Below are 18713 nucleotides of genomic sequence, written 5' to 3'. Positions count from 1 at the left end.
CCCGGCGCGCGGCCGGGGCGCCATGGCCCGCCGATGGCGGCGCCACCCCAGATCGGAGGACGATATGAACCCCTTCAACATGCCCCTCTCGGACAGCGTCGAGATCCGCGAGGTGGGTGCGCCGGTGTCCGCCGGCAGCGCGATCGACAACAACTCGGACCGGGTCGACATGGCCGGTTACGAGGGCGTGATCTTCGTGGCCCCCATCGAGGACAGCGCCGCCACCGGCGTCGCGACCCTCACGGTGGAGCAGAACAGCGACGACAGCGACAGCGGCATGGCCGCGCTCGCCGGTGCGGTCGCAACCGCGACCTGCACGGTCAACGACGATCTCAATGGCCAGCTCCTGGTCGTCGACGTGTTCGGCCCGAAGGAGCGCTATGTGCAGGCGGTGCGCGGCAGCAGCACCGCCAACATCGCCTTCGGCACGGTGACCGCGATCCTCTACGGCAAGCGGAAGTCGCCGGGCACCGACCATGCCACCGTCGCCGACCGCGCCACCGCGGCGAGCCCGGCGGAGAGCTGAGCCCATGAGCTACAACGCGAAGGTCCACAACGAGCAGGGCGGCGACGCCCTGGCCGTGGCCGACGGCGGCAGCCTGAAGCTCGGCACCTCGGTCACGCTCTCGGTCTCGGGCACCAGCGTGGTGCTCACCGGGCTGCCGACCAGCGACCCCTCGGAGGCTGGCGCGCTCTGGGTCAACAGCGGCGTGCTGTCGGTCTCGAGTGGCTGACAACGACCGCCCCCGCCCGGGCGACCGCAGCCCGGGCACCAGGGACCGCCCCGGGCGGGTGAAGGCCGCGCGCGCCGAGCGCGCCGTGCGCCGCCCGCCCGAGACCCGCAGCCGCGACGAGGCCGAGGAAACCGAGACGTGAGACACTGGAGCTGGCGGCCCCCGCGGCTGGCCTTCGACCCCGGCACCGCGGCCTCCGAGCCGGTGACGGTGGCGGAGGCGAAGGAGCATCTGCGCGTCGATTTCGCCGACGACGACGACCAGGTCGCCCGCGTGATCGCGGCCGCCCGCGCGATGATCGAGCGGCGCACCGGCCGGCTCCTGGTGTCGCGCGAGGTGGTGCTGCGCCTCTCGGGCTTCCCCGAGACGTCATGGGCGGATATCGAGCTGATGGGCGGGCAGGTCTCGGCCATCGCCTCGGTCGGCTATGTCGACCCGGACGGCGCGAGCCAGACCGTGGCGGCGAGCAGCTGGGAGGCGGATCTGACCCCGGTGCCGGCGCTGCTGCGCCCGGCCTTCGGCGAGAGCTGGCCGGATTACCGCCACTGGGGCCTGCCGGTCTCGATCACCTATACCGCGGGCTATGCCTCGGAGCAGGTGCCGGGCGATCTCCTGGCCGGGCTGCTGATGCTGGCCGGCACGATGTACGAGCACCGCGAGACCGTGATTGCGGCGGCGGCGCCGGCGGAGGTGCCGCTCGGCGTGCGCGAGCTCGTCGATCCCTACCGGATCCACAGTTTCGGCTGAGCGATGCCACGGGCAGGACGGTTCCGAGAGCGGGCGCGCTTCCAGCGCCGCAGCGATGACGGGCGCGACGCGCACGGCCAGGCGCTCGGGGTCTGGGGCGACCTGGTCACGGTCTGGGCGCATTTCCGCGAGACCCTCGGCAAGGAGGGCATCGAGGCCGGGCGCCTCGAGGGCAATGCCACCGGCACGCTGCGCATCCGGTATTCGGCCGCCGCGACCGGGATCACCTCGGCCGACCGCGTGGTGATCCGCGGGGCGGTGTGGAACATCCGCGGCCAGCCGATCCAGATCGACAACCGCAACCGCGTGATCGAGATGAAGCTCGAGCGGGGCGTGGCCGTGGGGGCGGACCTGACGCGGGCGTTCTCCCCGGCGTTCTCCTCGGCCTTCGGATAGCGAGGCGAGATGACACAGCGCACACGGGCCGAGATGGCCACCCAGATCGCGACCCTGCTGGCCGACAACAGCGCGGGCGATATCTCCGCGGCCGATGTCCGCACGGTCGCCACGGACCTGGCGGACAGCGCCCTCTGGCTCGACGAGGACGCGGTGGCCTCGGTCGCCGGCCTGACCGGGACGGTGACCGCGGCGGGGCTGCGCACCGCCATCAACGTCGAGGACGGGGCGACGGGCGACCAGACCGGCGCGGAGATCAAGGCGGCCTACGAGGCCGAGGCCGACACCAACGCCTTCACCGACGACGAGAAGAGCAAGCTGGCCGGGATCGCCGACGGCGCCGATGTCTCGCCGGTGGCCTCTGTCGCCGGGCTGACCGGGGCGGTGACCGCGGCGGGGCTGCGCACCGCCATCAACGTCGAGGACGGGGCGACGGGCGACCAGACCGGCGCGGAGATCAAGGCGGCCTACGAGGCCGAGGCCGACACCAACGCCTTCACCGACGACGAGAAGAGCAAGCTGGCCGGGATCGCCGACGGCGCCGATGTCTCGCCGGTGGCCTCTGTCGCCGGCCTGACCGGGGCGGTGACCGCGGGCGGCCTGCGCACCGCCATCAACGTCGAGGACGGGGCCACCGCCGACCAGACAGGCGCGGAGATCGCCGCGGCGCTCGACACCGAGCTCGGCAGCCAGACCTGGCGCGACGGGCGCACGCAGACGGTCGACGACAAGGCGGCCGACTATACGCTGCAGGCCTCGGACGCCTTCAAGCTGCTGCGGTTCACCGCCGGCACGGCGCAGGCGCTCACGGTCAACAGCGGCACCCTGTCGGTGGGGCAGCGGGTCGACCTGCTGCAATGGGGCACGGGCGCGGTCAGCGTCACCGCCGGCGGCGGCGTCACGATCGAGCCGAGCGCGACGCTCGGGCTCGACGGCCAGCATGCGGCGGCCTCGCTGCAATGCGTCGCCACCGACACCTATCTGCTCGTGGGCAAGATCGCCTGATGGCCCGCAAGCGGTATGTCGAGGGGCTCGAGCATGCCCGCTCGGTCTTCGACGGGCTGGCCGAGGCCGAGCTCGAGAAGCTGACGGACGCGCTCAACCGGGGCGGCCGGGAGATGGTCTCGGTCGCGCGCACGCTCGCGCCGCGCTCCGACGACGATCTGCACGTGGCGGATGACATCCACCACCGGCTGCGCCCGCGCGCCGACGGCCGGGCCGTCGAGGTGATGATCTGGGCGGGCTCGGAGAAGGAGACGCGCGACGCGGCCTTCCGCAGCGAGTTCGGCCGGCACCCCGGCGGCGAGGGGCAGGAGCGGCATCCGGGCCACGAGGCGCAGCCCTTCTTCTGGGTCGCCTGGCGCGCCGTGAGGCGGCGGGTGCGCAGCCGCGTGCGCCGCGCCCTGCGGGCCGGCGCGAAGGCGGCGGTGCAGCGGGGGCGGCGATGAGCGCCGACAGCCGGCTCGAGGTGCAGAAGGCGGTGCTCGCGGCGCTCGACGGCGACACCACCCTGACCGCCCTGGTGGGCGGGCGCATCTTCGACCGCGCCCGGGCCGACGTGGCGTTTCCCTACATCTCTTTCGGCCCGTCGACGATGCAGGACTGGGATACCGATGGCGGCTACGGCGCCGAGGTGATCCTGCAGGTGGATGCCTGGTCCCGCGCCGGGGGCAAGGTCGAGTGCCTGCGGATCCAGGCACGGGTGCATGCGCTGCTGCACGATGCGGCGCTCTCGCTCGACACGCATCGCTTCGTGCTCGCCCGGCTCGACCTGCCGGCGCGGGCCTTCACCGACCCGGACGGCGAGACCACCCACGGGGTGCAGCAGTTCCGGTTTCTCACCCAGGAGCCCGCATAGGAGGCTGGCATGACGGCAAAGAAGGGCCCCGCCCTGATCATCAACTGGGGCGGCTCGCAGGCGCTGATCTCGCTGCGCAGCAAGAGCTACGAGATCAACAACACCACCGTCGACATCACCACCGACGGCGATGTCGACGGCTCCGGCTATCACTGGGCCAAGTTCCTGCCCACGGTGAAGAGCTTCTCGGCCTCGGGCGAGGGGGTCGCCGATGCCCAGGCGGACTACGACACCATCGTCGCCGCGGCCATGGGGGCGGCGGTCGGCGCCGACTCGGTGATCACCCTCGGCAACGGCGGCACGCTGACGGGGGATCTGCTGATCAGCTCCTTCGGCGAGGCGGGCAATGTCGGCGGCGAGATCACCTTCTCGATCTCCCTGCAGTCGGCCGGCGTGATGACCTACGCGGCGCCCGGCTCCTGATGCGCCGGCTCGAGGTCAACATCTGCGGCGGCGCGCACGAGTTCGCCGCGCCGCTCGGCTTCTTCGAGGATGTCGCCCGGGTGGCGCCCAACCCGTTCCTGCTGCACGACCGCATCACGACGCTCGCGGCGACGCAGGAGGAGGTGCGCGCCGTGCTCGATGCGGCGCTCAAATACGGCGGCTCGCGGCTGCGCTCCGGCGAGGTGCTGGAATACGAGGGCTGGCAGCGCGCCTGGGGGCTCGCGCAGGAGGCGCTGGCGCTCGGCATGGTGCCGCCCGCGGATCTCGCGCGCGAGGCCGGGGAGGCGCGGGCGGGAAAGGGCGCCGCCGGGATGGAGACGGCGGCGAGCGCCGCTTCCGCATAGCGGTCTATCTCGGCCTCGGCGCGGTGATGGGCTGGACGCCCGACCAGGTGCGCCGGACCGATCTCTGGGATTTCCACGTGACATGGACGGAATACGCCCGCCTCACCGGCCGCGAGGCGCAGCCCGAACGGCTTGACGAGGACGACGTGCGCGAGATGCGCGCGCGGATGGAAGAGGTGAAGAGGATGCGCCGATGACCACCCCGGGCGACAGCGACGACGGCGTCGGCCTGCTCTTCAGGCTGCAGGCGACGGTCAGCCAGTTCGAGAGCGACATGAACCGCGCGCGGCGCGCGATGGACCGCACCGCGAAGCAGATGGAGAAGCGCGCCGAGCGGCTCGACGAGAAGCTCTCGAAGGTTGGCGGCAAGCTCGGCAAGGGCCTCTCGCGCGGGGCCCAGGTGGTCGGCGGCGGGGGGCTGCTGGCCGGCATCGGCGGCGGGCTCACCCTGCAGAGCGTGGAGAAGACCGCCCGCGCGCTCGACGCCATCGGCAAGAAGGCCGACGCGATCGGCGTGACCACCGACTTCCTGCAGCAGATGCGCGCGGTGGCCGAGGATTTCGGGGTCGAGATGGGCCGGACCGACAAGGCCATGGAGAACTTCGTGCGCCGGATGGCCGAGGCGCGCGCCGGCACCGGCGAGGCGAAGAAGGTGGTCGAGGAGCTCGGCATCGAGTTCGAGGATGCCAATGGCAACCTCAAGAGCTCGGCCGAGCTCGCCTATGATTTCGCGACGGCGGTGGCGAGCCTCGACAACCCGGCCGACCAGCTCCGCGCGCTGCAGAAGGTGATGGGCGAGGAGGGCGGCGGGCTGGTCAACCTCTTCCGCCTCGGCGGCGACGAGATGCGCCGGCTCGCCGAGGAGACCAGCGCGACCGGCCAGGTGGTGCGCGAGGACCTGATCCGCAGCGCCGAGGACTCGATCACCAAGCTCGGCCAGCTCGAGCGGACGATGGCCGCCGCCCGCGCGGAGGCCAAGGACAGGCTCGCGCCCGCGCTGATCAAGATCCAGGAGGCGCTGAACGCGGTGGAGCGCGCCGCCTACGGGGCGGCCGGCGGGCTCTCGGAGGCGATGGCGATCTCGGAGCCGGATCAGAAGATGCTCTTCGGCGCGGAGGGGCAGGCGGCGATCGACGCCTTCATGGGCAAGGGCAGCGGCAGCGGCGGCACCCGGCTCGGGCCGCAGATCCCGGGGGCGGGGGCGCCGGGGCTTCTCACCGGCGGCGGCGGCAGCGACGGCATCAAGGGCTCGGCGGGCAGCGACCTCCTCGGCCTCTCGGGGGCCGGGACCGGGCGCGCGGGCAAGAGCTTCGCCGATCTCGCCCGCGACGCCCGCACCTATACCGCCGCGCTCGGCGGCGTGGCGCAGGCGGGCCGGGAGGTGCAGATCAGCACCGAGGAATGGACCGGTGCGGCGGAGGACGCGCAGCGCGCCAACGACGCACTCGCCCGCACCGTCGGCGACATCTTCGCCCGCGGCATCGCCCAGGCCGAGGACTGGCGCGAGGCGCTGATCTCGGTCGGCACCGAGCTGCTCAAGCTGATCGGCCAGGGGCTGTTCGGCCAGGGCGCCGCGGGCGGCTTCTTCAACCAGCTCTTCGGCGTGGCCTCCGGCGGCCTCGCCGGGCTCGCCTTCTCCGGCGGCGGCGGCGGCAGTCTCGGCATCGGCACCGGCGGGCTCTATGCCAAGGGCGGGGTCTTCGGCCCGGCCGGCCCGATCACCGCCTTCGCCCGCGGCGGCGTGGTGAACGGGCCCACGCTCTTTCCCTTCGCGGGCGGCACCGGGCTGATGGGCGAGGCCGGCCCCGAGGCGATCCTGCCGCTCAGGAAGGGGCCGGGCGGCCGGCTCGGCGTGGAGGGCGGCAGCAGCCGGCCGGTCAGCATCACGCAGACCATCACCGTACAGGGCGACGCCTCCGAGGCGGTGCTGCGCGAGCTCGAGCGGCGCCTCGCCGCCAGCAACCGCGAGATCCTGCGCCGGATCCCGGGCGTGGCGGCCGATGCCTCGCGCCGCGGCGGCGCCGTGGGCGGGGCGATCCAGGGGCGGTTCTGATGCCGGGCTGGCCTGCGGGGATCTACTGCGCCGGATACCGGTTCTGGCGCGAACGGGCGCAGATCGTGAGCGTGGCGCCGGCGTCGTTCCAGACGCAGGTCTACAGCATGGGCGGGGTGCGCTGGCATGCCGAGCTCAGCTTCGCGAACATGAGCAAGGCCAATGCCAACACGCTTGCGGCCTTCGTCGACAGCCTCGAGGGGCAGGCGGTGCGCGCGACCTTCGCCGCCACCGATGTCGCGCCGAACGCGACCGGCACCGTGCCGGGCTCGCTCGACTGGATCCTCGACCCGGCGGGCGAGCAGGGCATCGGCTTCCTGCTCGGCGTCGGCCAGCCGGTCACCCTCAAGTTCTTCGAGGCAAAATGAAGACCTTCTCCGCCGCGGTCGAGGCCGAGCTGCTGAAGGACCTGCAGCATATCCGGCTCTTCTGCTCGCTCGAGACCAGCTCGGGCACGCTCCGGCTCTGGACCGGGATCGGCCAGAAGACCTATGCCTCGGTGGTCTGGGAGGGGGCGGGCGACCTGCTCGCCTTCTCCTCGCCGCGCACCGCCTCCGACCTCACGATCGAGCCGATGACCGTCACGCTCTCGGGCGTGCCGCAGGAGCATATCGCGCGCGCGATCACCGAGCGGGTGACCAGGCGCAGGCTGACCGTCGAGATGGTCTGGCTCGACGGTGAGGACGATGCCACCGCGAACGTCGTCGGCGGCGCCGGGCTCTGGGAGGGTTACGGCTCGCTCTATGGCCTCGCCGCCGGGGGCCGGCTCTCGCTGCAGGCCGAGGGGCGGCTCGCGCTCGCCCGCGGCGGCACCGGGCGGGTCTGGTCGGCCGAGGACCAGCGGCATTTCGTGGACGCCGACGACGCCTTCTTCGACGGGGTCGCGGCGCTGCAGAACAAGGATCTGGGCGCCTGGGGGCGCACCGGCTGATGCGGCGCGAGGACTGGCCCGAGCGCCTGGCGATGTTCGTCGCCGGGGCGCGCAGCCGCGCCTTCGCCTGGGGCGCGTGGGACTGCACGACCTTCGCGGACGGCGCCATCGAGGCGGTGACCGGCGCGGCGCGCTTCGAGGATCTGCGCGGCGGCTATGACAGCGCGGCCGGGGCGCTCGCGCATCTGCGCGACGTGCTCGGGGTGCCGGACCTGCCCGCCGCGCTCGACCTGCGCCTGCCGCGGCGCGCGGTGCCCTTCGCCCGGCGGGGCGATCTCATGGCCTTCGCGGCCGGGCTGGACGCGCTGCCCGCGCTCGGCGTCTCGACCGGCCCGCTGGCCGCGGTGCTCGCGGCCGAGGGCATCACCGTGCGCCCGGCCGCCGAGGCGCTGATCGCCTGGGGAGTGGACTGATGCCCTTCGTTGCGCCCGTCGTCGGCGCCGCTGCCGCTGCCTTCGCGCAGGGCGCGGCCATCGCCGGCGGCATCACCGCCGCCACCGCGGCGACCATCGGCGCGGTGGTCGGCTCGGTGGTCACCGCGCTGGTCTCCTTCGCCGCCACCGCGATCGGCAACAAGCGGCCATCGGAGCGCGACCCCGGGATCGACGCGATCATCCGCGAGCCGATCAGCCCGCGCCGGCGGCAATACGGCCGCGGCCGGGTCGGCGGCACGCTGGTGCATGGCCAGCTGATCGCCAACAACAAGCGCCTGCTGCTGATCGCGGCGGTCTCCGAGGGGCCGGTGCGCGGGCCGGTGGGGCTTTATTTCGGCGACGAGAAGGTCTGGGAGCGCACCGGCAGCCCGGCCAACGGCAACCTCGCCGATATCGGCACCTGGCTGAGCGGCTGGCAGGCCTATGCCTATGCCGAGTTCTACGACGGCAGCCAGACCGCGGCCTCGACCTATTTCGTCAACGCCTCCTCGGTGACCGACCGGCCGACCACCGGCAACGTCTCGCAGCTGCTCTCGCCGCCGAGCAATCTCGCGGTCACCATCGAGCAGCGCATGGTCGACATCGTGACCGGCGAGGGCGACACGCCGGCGCAGGTGCCGGCCGATTTCGCGGTGGCGAGCTGGGATGCCCCGGCCGGCACCGTCACCGCTTACCGCATCACCTGGGCGGAGAAGGACGGCACGCTCGGCGAGGCGACGGTGGACGGTGCCACCACCAGCTACGATCTCGGCGGCCACGGCTATGTCGACGTGGCCAGCGCGCAGCTCACCGTCGCGGCGAAGGACAGCGCGGGCAACTGGACCGACGCGGTCAACGTGGCCGACGAGAGCGCCGAGCGCGAGCAGGTCTGGGGCAGCGACCGGATCGGCACCGGCGTGGCCTATATCGCGCTGGACCTCACCTGGGACGCGGCGCGCCAGCGCTTCCCCTCCGGCATCCCGGCGATCAGCGTCGAGCTCGAGGGCGCGCGCGACATCAAGGATCCGCGCGACAGCGAGGCGGAGAGCTACAGCCGCAACGCCGCGCTGGTGCTGCGCCACTACATTACCGACCCGGTCTGCGGCATCGGCGCCCCGCTCTCGGAGGTGCAGCATGCGTCATGGACGGCGCGCGCCAACCTGGCCGACGAGGACGTGACCCTCGAGGGCGGCGGCAGCGAGCCGCGCTACGAGGCCGACGGGCTGGTGCGCGCCGACGAGGACCGGCTCGGCACCGTGGCCGAGCTCGGCGCCGCCACGGCGGGCGACGTGATCTGGTCGGAGGGGGTCTTCAAGCCCGTCGGCGGCGAGATCCCGGCGCCGGTGCTCACGCTCACCGACGACGACCTGCTGGTCTTTCCCCCGCCCGGCACCTTCGACCGCGGGATCGACCAGGCCTACAACACGGTGAAGGGCGCGCACGCCCCGCGCGAGACCGACTATGTGCCGGTGGACTACCCGGCGCAGAGCATCGCGGACTATGTGACCGAGGACGGCGGCACGGTGTTCAAGGAGCTGCCGCTGCCATACACGCAGTCGGTCACGGCCGCGCAGCGCCTCGCCCGGATCGCGCTGCGCGAGGGGCGCAAGAAGATCGCGCTCACCCTCACCGCCCCGTTCTGGGCGCTGAAGCTCGAGCCGGGCGACACCATCATCTATGACAGCGACTATTTCGGCTGGGGCCCGCGCTACTTCGCGGTGGTCTCCTCGCGCATCGTGCTGCCCGAGGGCGAGACGCCGCGCCTCGGCATCGAGCTCGAGGTGACCGAGGCCAACCCGCTGGCCTTCCAGTGGAACGCCAGCGACGCCATCGCCCAGAGCTACCGCCCGCGCACCGATCCGCCGCGGGTGGCAATGGCCCCGCCGACCGATGTCGCGCTCACGGTCTCGGCGCATCTGCGCGCCGACGGCGCGCACGAGACCCGCGCCGTGGTGACATGGACGGCGAGCCCGGACCCGGCCGCGATCGGCTACGACATCCGCTATTCGCTCGACGGCTTCGAGGAGACCGCGCGGGTGGCGGCGCCTGCCACCCGGTTCGTCGCGCTCTCGCCGATCCGGCTGGTCTCGGTGCGCGCGGCGGCGCCAAACGGCATCGTCTCGGCCTGGGTGCCGGCGGCCGACCAGGGCTTCGCGCCCTCCGACACCACCGCCCCCGCGACGCCGGCAAACTGGTCGGTCTCGGCCAATGCGCTCGGGCAGCTGGTGCTCTCGGGCGATGCCAACACCGAGCTCGATTTCAAGGCATACCGCGTCTATACCGGCGCGGCCGGCGATGCCTTCGGCGCGGCGACCTTCCAGGGCGAGTTCGCGCAGACGCAGATCGCGCTGGCCGGCCTGGCCGAAGGCGTCGAGCGCCGGGTCTGGATCACGGCCGTCGACCGCTCCGGCAACGAGAGCGCCGAGGCCAATCTCGGGACCGCCACCCCGAGCGCCGCCGCGGTCGGGCAGGACGGCCCGGGCGGGCCGATGATCGTCACCGTCTTCAAGCGCGCGGCGACGCAGCCGTCGGGTCCGAGCGGCGGCACCGTCAACTTCACCACCGGCGCCGTCACCCCGCCCTCGGGCTGGACCGTCGGCGTGCCGGCGGCCGACGGCAACCCGGCCTGGTCCTCGACCGCGGTGGTGGTGCCGGCGACGCCGGGCGCGACCGCGCAGGCCATCGTGAGCTGGTCGAGCGTGACCAAGGCGCTCCTCGATGGCGACAGCCCGCAGGTCTCGATCCGCATCACCGTCTTCAAGCGCGCCTCGAGCCAGCCGAGCACGCCGAGTGGCGGCAGCTTCAACGTCGCCACCGGCGTGCTGACGCCGCCCTCGGGCTGGTCGATCGACGACCCGGGCGGCAGCAACCCGCTCTGGTCGAGCGCCGAGACCTTCACCTATTCGGGCACTTCCGGCACCGTGAGCGGCGGCACCTGGTCGACCCCGGTCAAGACCGTGGAGGACGGCACCGACGGGCTCAACGCCACGCTGCAGACCGAGCTCCGCATCTACCGCAACAGCGACAGCGGCGCGCCCGGCACGCCGAGCGGCGGCACCTACGACTTCGACGACGGGTCGCTCTCCTCGGTGCCGAGCGGCTGGTCGCGCACCCCGTCCTCGCTGCCCTCGGGCGAGAGCTGGGTGCGCTATGTCTCGGTGGCCTTCCCCTCGGCGACGCTGCCGACCACCACCGACAGCTCGCTGAGCTGGTCGGCCCCGGCGATCGACGCGCGCAACGGCGCCGACGGCGCCGACGGCGCCGACGGTTCTGCCGGCAACGACGGCGCCCGCGGGGCGGGGCGGTACTACATCAACGTGGCCTCGCTCACCCAGGTCGACAACGCGAGCGAGATCAACAGCAAGTTCCTCAGCGGCACCGGCCTGATCGCGATCCCCGGCGACCAGGCGATCTTCTACACCGGCACGGCATCGAACCACACGGGGCAGAAGGCGTGGATCTTCGACGGGCCGCTCTCCAACGACTGGACCGAGCAGGAGGCGTTTGTTGACGGCAACCTGCTGGTCGCCGGCACCATCACCGGCGACAAGATCGACACCGACGACCTGATCGCGAAGAACATCCGCACCAGCACATCGGGCGCCCGGGTCGACATCAACAACTACAGCACCAACAAGATCACGATCTTCGATCAGTTCGGCTCGGTGATCGGCACCTTCGGGCAGACCAACCAGCTCTTCGGCGACGTGCTCACGGTGACGGCCGACCTGACGGCGGCCTCGGGCCGGGTGGTCGCCTTCGACGGCGGCTTCAACAGCGGGCCTTATCTCAATGTCCGCAACACCTCGAGCAACACCAACTCGATGGCGATCCTTGCCAGCTCCGGCGCCAGCACCTCGGGCAAGATCGCCTCGGGCGACGGCTACGCCTTCAAGGCGCTTTCCGGCACCGCGGGGCCCTTCACCGGCAGCCACGAGGCGCTGCTGCCGCGGGATGCCGAGATCCCGGAGCCGGGCGACATCGTGGTCGACATCGGCGTGGTGGCGCGGCGGGGTATCGACGACACCGTGACCGAGATCGCCCTGGCGCGCGAGCCGCGCGACCCGCGGGCCATCGGCGTGGTGACCTTCCGGCCGCTGGACATGTCCGCCTTCGACGACGCGAGCCTGCCGGTGGCGGCCGGGCACCTGCCGGCGCGGCGGCGGGCCGAGATCGCCGCCGGCTTCCTCAAGATGGCGGTGAACGGCGTGGGCGAGGGTCAGATCAATGTCTGCGGGCTGGGCGGGGAGATCCGGCCGGGCGACCTGATCGTGACCTCCGCGATGCCGGGCAAGGGGATGCGCCAGGCCGACGATCTCCTGCGCGCCTGCACCGTCGCCCGGGCGCGCGAGGGCGCGGCCTTCGCCGCGCCGGATGCCGTCGCCACCATCGCCTGCATCTATCTCTGCGGATAGGAGGACCCCAGTGGAATTGATCGACACCCTCGGCCGGGCGCTGCTCGGCGACCGCTACGACGGCAGCCAGACCACCATCGCCAACGAGGCCGGGCTCGCGCTCGAGGTCACGCTCGGCGGGCTCTTCGCCGGCGTCTCGGCGGCGACGCAGCACTTCGACATCGCGCAGGACCTGGCCGGCGGCGGCCCGCTGACCGGGCCCGACAGCCTGATCTTCGATGCCGGCCTCGAGGAGCCGCGCACCTTCGACGATGACGCGGCCGACGCCTTCGTCGGGCAGCTCTACCGCAACGCCTTCGGCCGCGAGGCCGACGCTGCGGGGCTCGACTACTGGTCCGATGCGCTCGCGGCGGGCGATATCGGCGAGCACGACCTGATCGCCGCCTTCGTCCTCAGCCCCGAAGCCGGGCTCGACATCGCCTAGGACCGACCCATGCACACGCCGATCGGCTATCTCGCTGCCGCCCAGGAGGCGGCGGCGCCACCCGCGTTTGCGATCGACGCGATCGACGATCCCCATGTCTGGAAGGCCGACAAGGTCACCGGCAACGGCACGATCAGCCTCTCATGGACCGCGAGCAACCTCACCGGCCCGGTGCAGATCCGCGTTCTGCGCGCGAGCGACAGCGCCGAGATCACTGGCTGGACCGACGCCGGGGGCGACGATCTTTCCGCGGGCTCCGGCACCGCGACGCTCGTGCATGCCCGGTCGACCGACGACTGGTGGAAGATCGAGGCCCGGCCGAAGAACGCGACTTCGCTGGTCGAGCAGCCGACGCAGCTCTGCGGGGTCGGGCACCGCTTCACGCTGGTCGGGCAGTCCAATGCCGGCACCTCCTGGCACGGGGCGGCGGCGACCCGGGTGCCGGTGAACCCCGGCCCGGTCGTCATCGTCGATCTGAACATCAACCCGGGCGAGCCGGGCACCGGCACGGTGGTCAAGCGCCGGCTCGACGATGGCGGCGCGCATCCCGTGAACTGGGCCGCGGCGGCCGAGGAATGGGGCGCCTGGTCCAACACGCCCTGCATCGTCATGGTGCTCTCGGTCAACGGCGCCGGCTACGAGAAGCTCGTGAACGACGCCGACACGGACTGGCAGTGGTCGGATGTCGAGCGGGTCGCCGCGGTCGGCGGCGCGGATGTGAACGCGCATTACCTCAACTACGAGGTCTCGCTCGACCAGCCCGAGGAGTATGACGAGTTCATCGACGGCGTCGACACGCCCTATGATCACTACCTCCGCGACGGCTCGCCGTTCCCGGCCGATGCCGACATCATCCTCGCGCGCGGCGACGGGGCGCAGCTCGAGTATCCGAGCGGCACCTATCCGACCTGGACGCAGGATTTCGACATGCTCTTTGCCAACCCCGTCGCCGCCGGCGGGCGGCAGGGGTCGGTCTGGACGGCGGGCGAGCGGATCCACGATTACGCGGCGCTGAAGGGCTACCTGTCCGGCTCGATGCAGGGTGACCGCAAGGTCGACGGCGGCCATTCCGACGGCACCGCCTCGCAGGAGCGGGCCTGCCGGCGCAACATGATCACGATGGCCCGCTGGGCCGGCTTCGCCGTGCAGCCCGACCCGTATATCGGCACGGTCACGATGAGCGGCGACAACAAGACGATCATCGTGACGGTCGACAAGCAGGGCGCGACCGGCGACCTCACGACGGAGTGGGTCGAACTCTCGGAGACCCCGCATGCGAGCGAGAGCCCGGTGCAGGGCTTCCACACCTGGGAGCCCTCCGAGACCCATCCGAGCCGCAGCGCGGGCGTCGCCACCATCGCCGACGCCGCCGCCGGCACCATCCATCTCACCAAGGCCGGCGGCGCGGAATGGGAGGCCGGCACCGAGCTCTTCTACTGGACCGGCGCGCAGCTCGCCTTCGGCAAGACCTTGCGCAACGAGCGCGAGCTCTGGAAGGGCGCCCCGCGGATCAGGTCGGCGCATGAGGGCGGCATGGGCCTGCCGCTGGCGCAGCGCCCGCGGGTGGATGATTTCGTGATGGCACGGCCGTGGACCCCGGCAGAGCGTTTCAACGATGGCGAGACCGGCGACTGGTGGATCATCCAGCCGGATGCCTGCGTCAAGCAGGGCGGCGGCACGCCCTCGGTGGGCGACAACGTCGAGCGCGTCAACGGCCAGCGCGGTCAGATCGACTGGATCCACGATAGCGTGCTCGGCAGCGTCTACCCGGTGCTCCGGCAGAACGCCGACGGCGCCTACTACCTCGAGATCCCCAGCGGCGGCGCTCTCGTCACGGACACCGGCCACAGTGCCGCCGCGCTGCTGTTCCAGTGGGCGGTGAGCGACTTCGCCCCGGTGCTCGGCAACACGCAGCGCTTCCTTGCCCGCAGCAACGGCGGCGGGGTCGAATGGGCGCTCGATGTCTCGGGCGCCACGAAGAAGATCGCGGTCTATGTGAACGACACCCCGCATTACGGGGTGTCGGGCATCGACAGCATCTACCAGTCCGACTGGGCGGCGATGTGGGCGGACCCGCACCTGCACAGCCTGCGCCTCGGCTCGGGCGTGGCGAGTGCGAACCACGGCTACAGCTTCGACCGGCACACGGGCACCTTCTCGCCCGGCACGCCGACCGCCCTTGCCGATGCCACGAGCCACCCGGTGCAGATGTTCCGGGGCCTCTTCACCGGGCATTTCTACGGCGGGCTGATGGTCAGCGATCCGTCGATCCTGCGCCGCCAGGAGATGGGGTATTTCGACGCCCGCTTCGGCGGCAACAGGCTGCTGATGCAGTTCTGAGCCAGCCGCCTTCTTCAAGACGACGCGCAACCGCAACTTCCTCGGGGGTGGACCATGACTGTGAACGGAACGCCGATTACCGCGGCCAGCGTGCTCCGCTGGATCACCGCTGCCTCAACGCCGATCGTGGCGGGGGCAGCGCTCGGGCTCTATGCCAAGCTGAACAGCCTCGAGATCGGGCAGGCCGCGCTCACCGAGCGCGTGCAGGCGATGGGGGCGCGGATCGAGTTCCTGACCGTGCAGGCCTCCGAACGCTACACGCGCCTCGATGCCGACCGGGACCGCGCCGAGGCGCTGCGCCGGTTCCTCGCCGTCGAGGAGGCCATCAAGGAGAACCGCGGCGCGATCCGGGCGCTCGAGGAGCGCTCAGCGGCGGCCCGCTGATCGAGGGCCACCAATGAGACCCATCACCACCGCTGTCCTGGCCTGCTCGGCCGCCCCGCGCGTCTCGGCCCCCTACGCTGCCGCCGCGCCCGATGCGCTGGCCGGGCTCGATGTGTCGGTGCTCGGCCACATGATCGGGCAGTTCGCCGTCGAGACCGGCGGATACCAGCATTTCGAGGAACGGCTTGGCTATTCGCCGAGCCGGCTCATGGACGTCTTCAGCGCCTATCGCGGCGACCCGGAGGCGGCGCACGCCCATGCCTTCAAGCCCGAGCTGATCGCCAACCGCGCCTATGCCAACCGCAACGGCAACGGCCCGGAGGCGAGCGGCGACGGCTACCGCTACCGCGGGCGCGGGCCGGGCCTGACCGGGCGCGGCAACTACCGCACCGTCGGCGAGTGGGTCGGCCTGCCGCTCGAGGACCAGCCCGAGCTCGCCTCGGAGCCGGCCCCGTTCTGGGCCATCGCCCGCGCCTGGTTCGAGCGCACGCGGGTCGCGGGCCGCACGCTCGAGTGGTGGGCCCGGATGGGACAGGGCGACCTGATCACCAGGGGGATCAACGGCCCGGCGATGCTCCATGCCGAGGAGCGGGCGGCGATGACCACCCGCGCGCGCCGGGTGCTCGCCGGCGAGCCCAACGTCTCCGACATGCAGCGCGCCCTCCGCCACGAGTTCTCGCCGGGGCCGGTCGACGGCATCCGGGGGCCCCGTACCATCGCCGCCGAGGAGGCTGCGATGGAGCGGCTTGATGTCGAGGCCGACGGCCTCTTCGCCGCGGTCCTGCGCCGCGCCGCCGGGCTGCCGCACACCTGACCACCCGACCACCGCCGACCTGACCGCCCGCCCCCGGCGGGCCCTTCGCCATGGAGAGACGACATGACCGACGCCTTCAACGACAGCGCCGCGCCGGAGCAGCTGCCGGCGCTGATCGCCGCGAGCACCTGGGCCAAGATCGGCTCGGCGCTCGCGATCCTCGCCATGATCGCCCGGATCATGGGCGTGGATCTCGGCGAGCCGGATAGCTTCGCCGCCGAATGGCTCGGCGATCTCACCGCGCTCGATGCGGCCCTCGCGGCCGTGATCATGCGCGCCGTCGGCAACTATCTCCGCATCACCGGCAAGGCCGAGCTCACGCTCTTCGGCTGGACCATCCCGGGCGGCAAGCCGGGCGGTGCATCGTGAGCCGCGCGGCGCTCGCCCTCGCCGCGGCGCTGGCGCTCACCGGCTGCGGCGAGCCGGACTGGACGGCTGCGCTGTCCGATGCCTGCGCCGAGTATGACAGCGCCTCGGCCAGCGCTCACGCGATCCGCGGCGCGCTCGCGCCCGAGGATCTGGCGCGGCTCGATGTTCTCGACGGGCAGGCGGTCGGCGTCTGCCGCCGCGACTATCCGGCGACGCAGGCGACCGTGCTGCGGGTGCTCGGCTGGGTCGCGCAGATCGAAACGGGAGTGATGCCATGAGCGATAAGGCGTGGATGCTCGGCCTCGAGGTCGCGCTGCGCGGGCTCGACTATGCGCTGAGCCAGGCAGAGGCGCAGGGCGCCGGCGAGGAGGCGCGGGCCTATGCGCGGGCCCGGCTCGAGACCATCAACGGCAATATCCGGGCGCGCCTCGAGCAGCGCGCGCGGGAACGCGAGGAGGGTGACGCATGACCGTGAAGCTCTGGGAATATGCCCGCCTGGTCGCGGCCGTGGTCGCGGCCTTCGTGCTCGGCTGGTGGGCAGCCCCGGCCGCCGCCTGGGAGCGCGGCCAGCACCTGATGACGGTGCCGCCGCACCACCGGGCGTGCCAGGTCGGGGTGATCGTGCCGAGCACGGACGGCAAGGTCGCGGCGCGCTACGGGCTGCACGTCACCATCCGCTGGCCGGCGGATCTCGCCGCGCAGCTGCTCCGCCCCGCGGTGCCGCCGCCGCCGGCCTGCGCGGTGGACAGCGTGCCGATCCCGGCCGGGCGCCCGGCCGCGGTGATCTGCTCGGCGACCGAGACGCGGATCGCCGCGAACCTGATCCGCAGCGGCGCAGATCGCTACCGGCTGCCGCGCGGCGCCGATGCGGGCGCGGTGCTGCTGGCCGGCTGCGAGGGCCGGCGCATCGCCTGCCCGGCCGGCTGGGCGGCCACGGCCGAGCGCATCCTGCGCGCCAAGGGCCCGCGCTATGGCCTCCGCGACATCGCCCGGCTGAGCGCGGCGATGCGTTCCGCCTGCGGGCTGTGAGCGGCACACCGGGCCGCCTCCGCAAGCGCACCGCTCGTCGGCTCGGATGGTGCGGCAACGATATCCGGCAACCTGTTCCAACAGCCATCACAGCCGCTCGAATGCGGATCTTACGGGATGGGCAATTGCGTACGATGATCGTCTATGCAAGCTTGAACTATGGACGAGAAGGCTGCTCGAATTGCAACGGTTTGCGAGTGCATTGATCACTGCTTCGCATTCGAGGTCTGGTGCAGAGATTTCGCTCAGCATGAAGATCCTGACGAGATGGTTATAGGCTTGGGCCGCGGCCACGAATTGGTTTCTGACGCCACGCTTTTACTCAGTTTTTTAGCCCTACGACGGGTTGATGAGTTCCTTCGCGGAAAGCGCTCGAACGCGGATGACTTAATTGCGTCTGACATCGGGATCGACCCAGCCAACGTCATTTGTCCGAAGATGGGAAGCTTCCTCACGAAAGCGGAACGCACCAACATTAACAAAGGAGCCGCTCACCTCACGCAGTGGCTTATGCTTGATGCCGATAGCGAGGTCGACCTGGCTGAGATTGTCATCCGCTCGGTGCCTACGTTCACCCGCCTGACTGCGGAGCTTCGCGCCAACGACGACGCAGGCGAGGCAGCGCGCTGGCTCGATGGAACTGACGAGCTTCTTGCGGGAATGGCTCCGCCTCGACCGTCTTAAGGCCTTCTGAAATGGGCCGTGCGGTAAGGTGCTTCTACAACCTGATACATCAACATGGACCCGCTGATGGCCGCCAAGGCCGAAACCGGAACCGCCGTCGCATGAGAAATGTGCGAAAGATTCTGGACACTACCACTCCTGGACACCAAAATCTTGGCGCCTGACGATCATGGGCGCTCTGCAGCTGATACACTGGATCAAATCAAAGGTGTTGCGACGGAAGTTTCCCCAATGCATTGTACATTCAAACGTATATGTGTGTTAATTTTATTGATCTCGAATATTTCCTGTGGAAATCGTATTCCTGCTGACGTGGCCCATGACAACTCCGCAA

25 protein-coding genes are annotated in these 18713 nt (G+C 71.4%); all 25 read left to right on the top strand.

Going from position 1 to position 18713, the window contains the following annotated elements; all coding sequences use genetic code 11:
• Nucleotides 1-64: 64 nt before the first annotated feature.
• The 25 genes from QSJ97_RS08905 to QSJ97_RS08785 all read left to right on the top strand — a co-directional run bounded on the left by QSJ97_RS08905 (nt 65) and on the right by QSJ97_RS08785 (nt 18379).
• Complete coding sequence (locus QSJ97_RS08905) at nt 65-526, top strand: hypothetical protein (protein ID WP_285671375.1); 462 nt, start codon at nt 65-67, stop codon at nt 524-526.
• A gap of 4 nt (nt 527-530) precedes the next feature.
• Nucleotides 531-734: a hypothetical protein gene (locus QSJ97_RS08900; RefSeq protein WP_285671374.1), complete on the top strand. Its 204-nt coding sequence runs from the start codon at nt 531-533 to the stop codon at nt 732-734.
• Nucleotides 727-876 (top strand): hypothetical protein, encoded by a 150-nt coding sequence (locus QSJ97_RS08895; RefSeq protein ID WP_285671373.1) that lies wholly within the window; start codon nt 727-729, stop codon nt 874-876. The genes QSJ97_RS08900 and QSJ97_RS08895 overlap by 8 nt, the downstream gene beginning before the upstream one ends.
• A complete protein-coding gene (locus tag QSJ97_RS08890; RefSeq protein ID WP_285671372.1) occupies nt 873-1481 on the top strand; it encodes a head-tail connector protein in 609 nt (202 codons plus the stop codon). The genes QSJ97_RS08895 and QSJ97_RS08890 overlap by 4 nt, the downstream gene beginning before the upstream one ends.
• A gap of 3 nt (nt 1482-1484) precedes the next feature.
• Entirely contained in the window at nt 1485-1877 is a 393-nt protein-coding gene (locus QSJ97_RS08885) for a phage head closure protein (RefSeq protein ID WP_285671371.1), read from the top strand.
• Nucleotides 1878-1886: 9 nt separating this feature from the next.
• Complete coding sequence (locus QSJ97_RS08880; RefSeq protein ID WP_285671370.1) at nt 1887-2882, top strand: hypothetical protein; 996 nt, start codon at nt 1887-1889, stop codon at nt 2880-2882.
• Entirely contained in the window at nt 2882-3325 is a 444-nt protein-coding gene (locus tag QSJ97_RS08875) for a hypothetical protein (protein WP_285671369.1), read from the top strand. Before QSJ97_RS08880 ends, QSJ97_RS08875 begins: the two co-directional genes overlap by 1 nt.
• Nucleotides 3322-3735 carry a DUF3168 domain-containing protein gene (locus QSJ97_RS08870; RefSeq protein WP_285671368.1) on the top strand — a complete coding sequence of 138 codons (414 nt, stop codon included), beginning with the start codon at nt 3322-3324 and terminating at the stop codon, nt 3733-3735. Before QSJ97_RS08875 ends, QSJ97_RS08870 begins: the two co-directional genes overlap by 4 nt.
• A gap of 9 nt (nt 3736-3744) precedes the next feature.
• Entirely contained in the window at nt 3745-4158 is a 414-nt protein-coding gene (locus QSJ97_RS08865) for a phage tail tube protein (RefSeq protein WP_285671367.1), read from the top strand.
• Entirely contained in the window at nt 4158-4523 is a 366-nt protein-coding gene (locus QSJ97_RS08860; protein ID WP_285671366.1) for a hypothetical protein, read from the top strand. The genes QSJ97_RS08865 and QSJ97_RS08860 overlap by 1 nt, the downstream gene beginning before the upstream one ends.
• Nucleotides 4524-4549: 26 nt before the next feature.
• On the top strand, nt 4550-4720 hold the full coding sequence (locus QSJ97_RS08855) for a hypothetical protein (protein ID WP_285671365.1): 171 nt from the start codon (nt 4550-4552) through the stop codon (nt 4718-4720).
• Nucleotides 4717-6576, top strand: a complete 1860-nt coding sequence (locus tag QSJ97_RS24975) for a phage tail tape measure protein (RefSeq protein ID WP_352231064.1) — start codon at nt 4717-4719, stop codon at nt 6574-6576. Before QSJ97_RS08855 ends, QSJ97_RS24975 begins: the two co-directional genes overlap by 4 nt.
• Nucleotides 6576-6944: a hypothetical protein gene (locus tag QSJ97_RS08845; protein WP_285671364.1), complete on the top strand. Its 369-nt coding sequence runs from the start codon at nt 6576-6578 to the stop codon at nt 6942-6944. The genes QSJ97_RS24975 and QSJ97_RS08845 overlap by 1 nt, the downstream gene beginning before the upstream one ends.
• Nucleotides 6941-7507: a hypothetical protein gene (locus tag QSJ97_RS08840; RefSeq protein WP_285671363.1), complete on the top strand. Its 567-nt coding sequence runs from the start codon at nt 6941-6943 to the stop codon at nt 7505-7507. The genes QSJ97_RS08845 and QSJ97_RS08840 overlap by 4 nt, the downstream gene beginning before the upstream one ends.
• Nucleotides 7507-7920 carry a DUF6950 family protein gene (locus QSJ97_RS08835; protein WP_285671362.1) on the top strand — a complete coding sequence of 138 codons (414 nt, stop codon included), beginning with the start codon at nt 7507-7509 and terminating at the stop codon, nt 7918-7920. Before QSJ97_RS08840 ends, QSJ97_RS08835 begins: the two co-directional genes overlap by 1 nt.
• Nucleotides 7920-12335, top strand: coding sequence for a phage tail protein (locus tag QSJ97_RS08830; RefSeq protein WP_285671361.1), 4416 nt, complete (start codon nt 7920-7922; stop codon nt 12333-12335). Before QSJ97_RS08835 ends, QSJ97_RS08830 begins: the two co-directional genes overlap by 1 nt.
• A gap of 10 nt (nt 12336-12345) precedes the next feature.
• Nucleotides 12346-12759, top strand: coding sequence for a DUF4214 domain-containing protein (locus QSJ97_RS08825; RefSeq protein ID WP_285671360.1), 414 nt, complete (start codon nt 12346-12348; stop codon nt 12757-12759).
• A 9-nt stretch (nt 12760-12768) separates the two neighbouring features.
• A complete protein-coding gene (locus tag QSJ97_RS08820) occupies nt 12769-15099 on the top strand; it encodes a hypothetical protein (protein ID WP_285671359.1) in 2331 nt (776 codons plus the stop codon).
• Between the two features lie 54 nt (nt 15100-15153).
• Nucleotides 15154-15483 carry a hypothetical protein gene (locus QSJ97_RS08815; RefSeq protein WP_285671357.1) on the top strand — a complete coding sequence of 110 codons (330 nt, stop codon included), beginning with the start codon at nt 15154-15156 and terminating at the stop codon, nt 15481-15483.
• A 13-nt stretch (nt 15484-15496) separates the two neighbouring features.
• Complete coding sequence (locus QSJ97_RS08810) at nt 15497-16297, top strand: hypothetical protein (protein ID WP_285671356.1); 801 nt, start codon at nt 15497-15499, stop codon at nt 16295-16297.
• A 63-nt stretch (nt 16298-16360) separates the two neighbouring features.
• Entirely contained in the window at nt 16361-16666 is a 306-nt protein-coding gene (locus tag QSJ97_RS08805; RefSeq protein WP_285671355.1) for a hypothetical protein, read from the top strand.
• On the top strand, nt 16663-16944 hold the full coding sequence (locus QSJ97_RS08800; RefSeq protein ID WP_285671354.1) for a hypothetical protein: 282 nt from the start codon (nt 16663-16665) through the stop codon (nt 16942-16944). Before QSJ97_RS08805 ends, QSJ97_RS08800 begins: the two co-directional genes overlap by 4 nt.
• Entirely contained in the window at nt 16941-17135 is a 195-nt protein-coding gene (locus QSJ97_RS08795; protein WP_285671353.1) for a hypothetical protein, read from the top strand. Before QSJ97_RS08800 ends, QSJ97_RS08795 begins: the two co-directional genes overlap by 4 nt.
• Entirely contained in the window at nt 17132-17695 is a 564-nt protein-coding gene (locus QSJ97_RS08790) for a hypothetical protein (protein WP_285671351.1), read from the top strand. Before QSJ97_RS08795 ends, QSJ97_RS08790 begins: the two co-directional genes overlap by 4 nt.
• A gap of 159 nt (nt 17696-17854) precedes the next feature.
• Nucleotides 17855-18379: a hypothetical protein gene (locus QSJ97_RS08785; RefSeq protein WP_285671350.1), complete on the top strand. Its 525-nt coding sequence runs from the start codon at nt 17855-17857 to the stop codon at nt 18377-18379.
• The last annotated feature ends 334 nt before the right edge of the window (nt 18380-18713 follow it).

The organism is Paralimibaculum aggregatum (assembly GCF_030270585.1).
GTDB classification, from domain to species: Bacteria; Pseudomonadota; Alphaproteobacteria; order Rhodobacterales; family Rhodobacteraceae; genus Thermohalobaculum; species Thermohalobaculum aggregatum.
The sequence above is the reverse complement of the archived record's forward strand: the minus strand, read 5'-3'. Positions and strand labels throughout refer to the sequence as shown.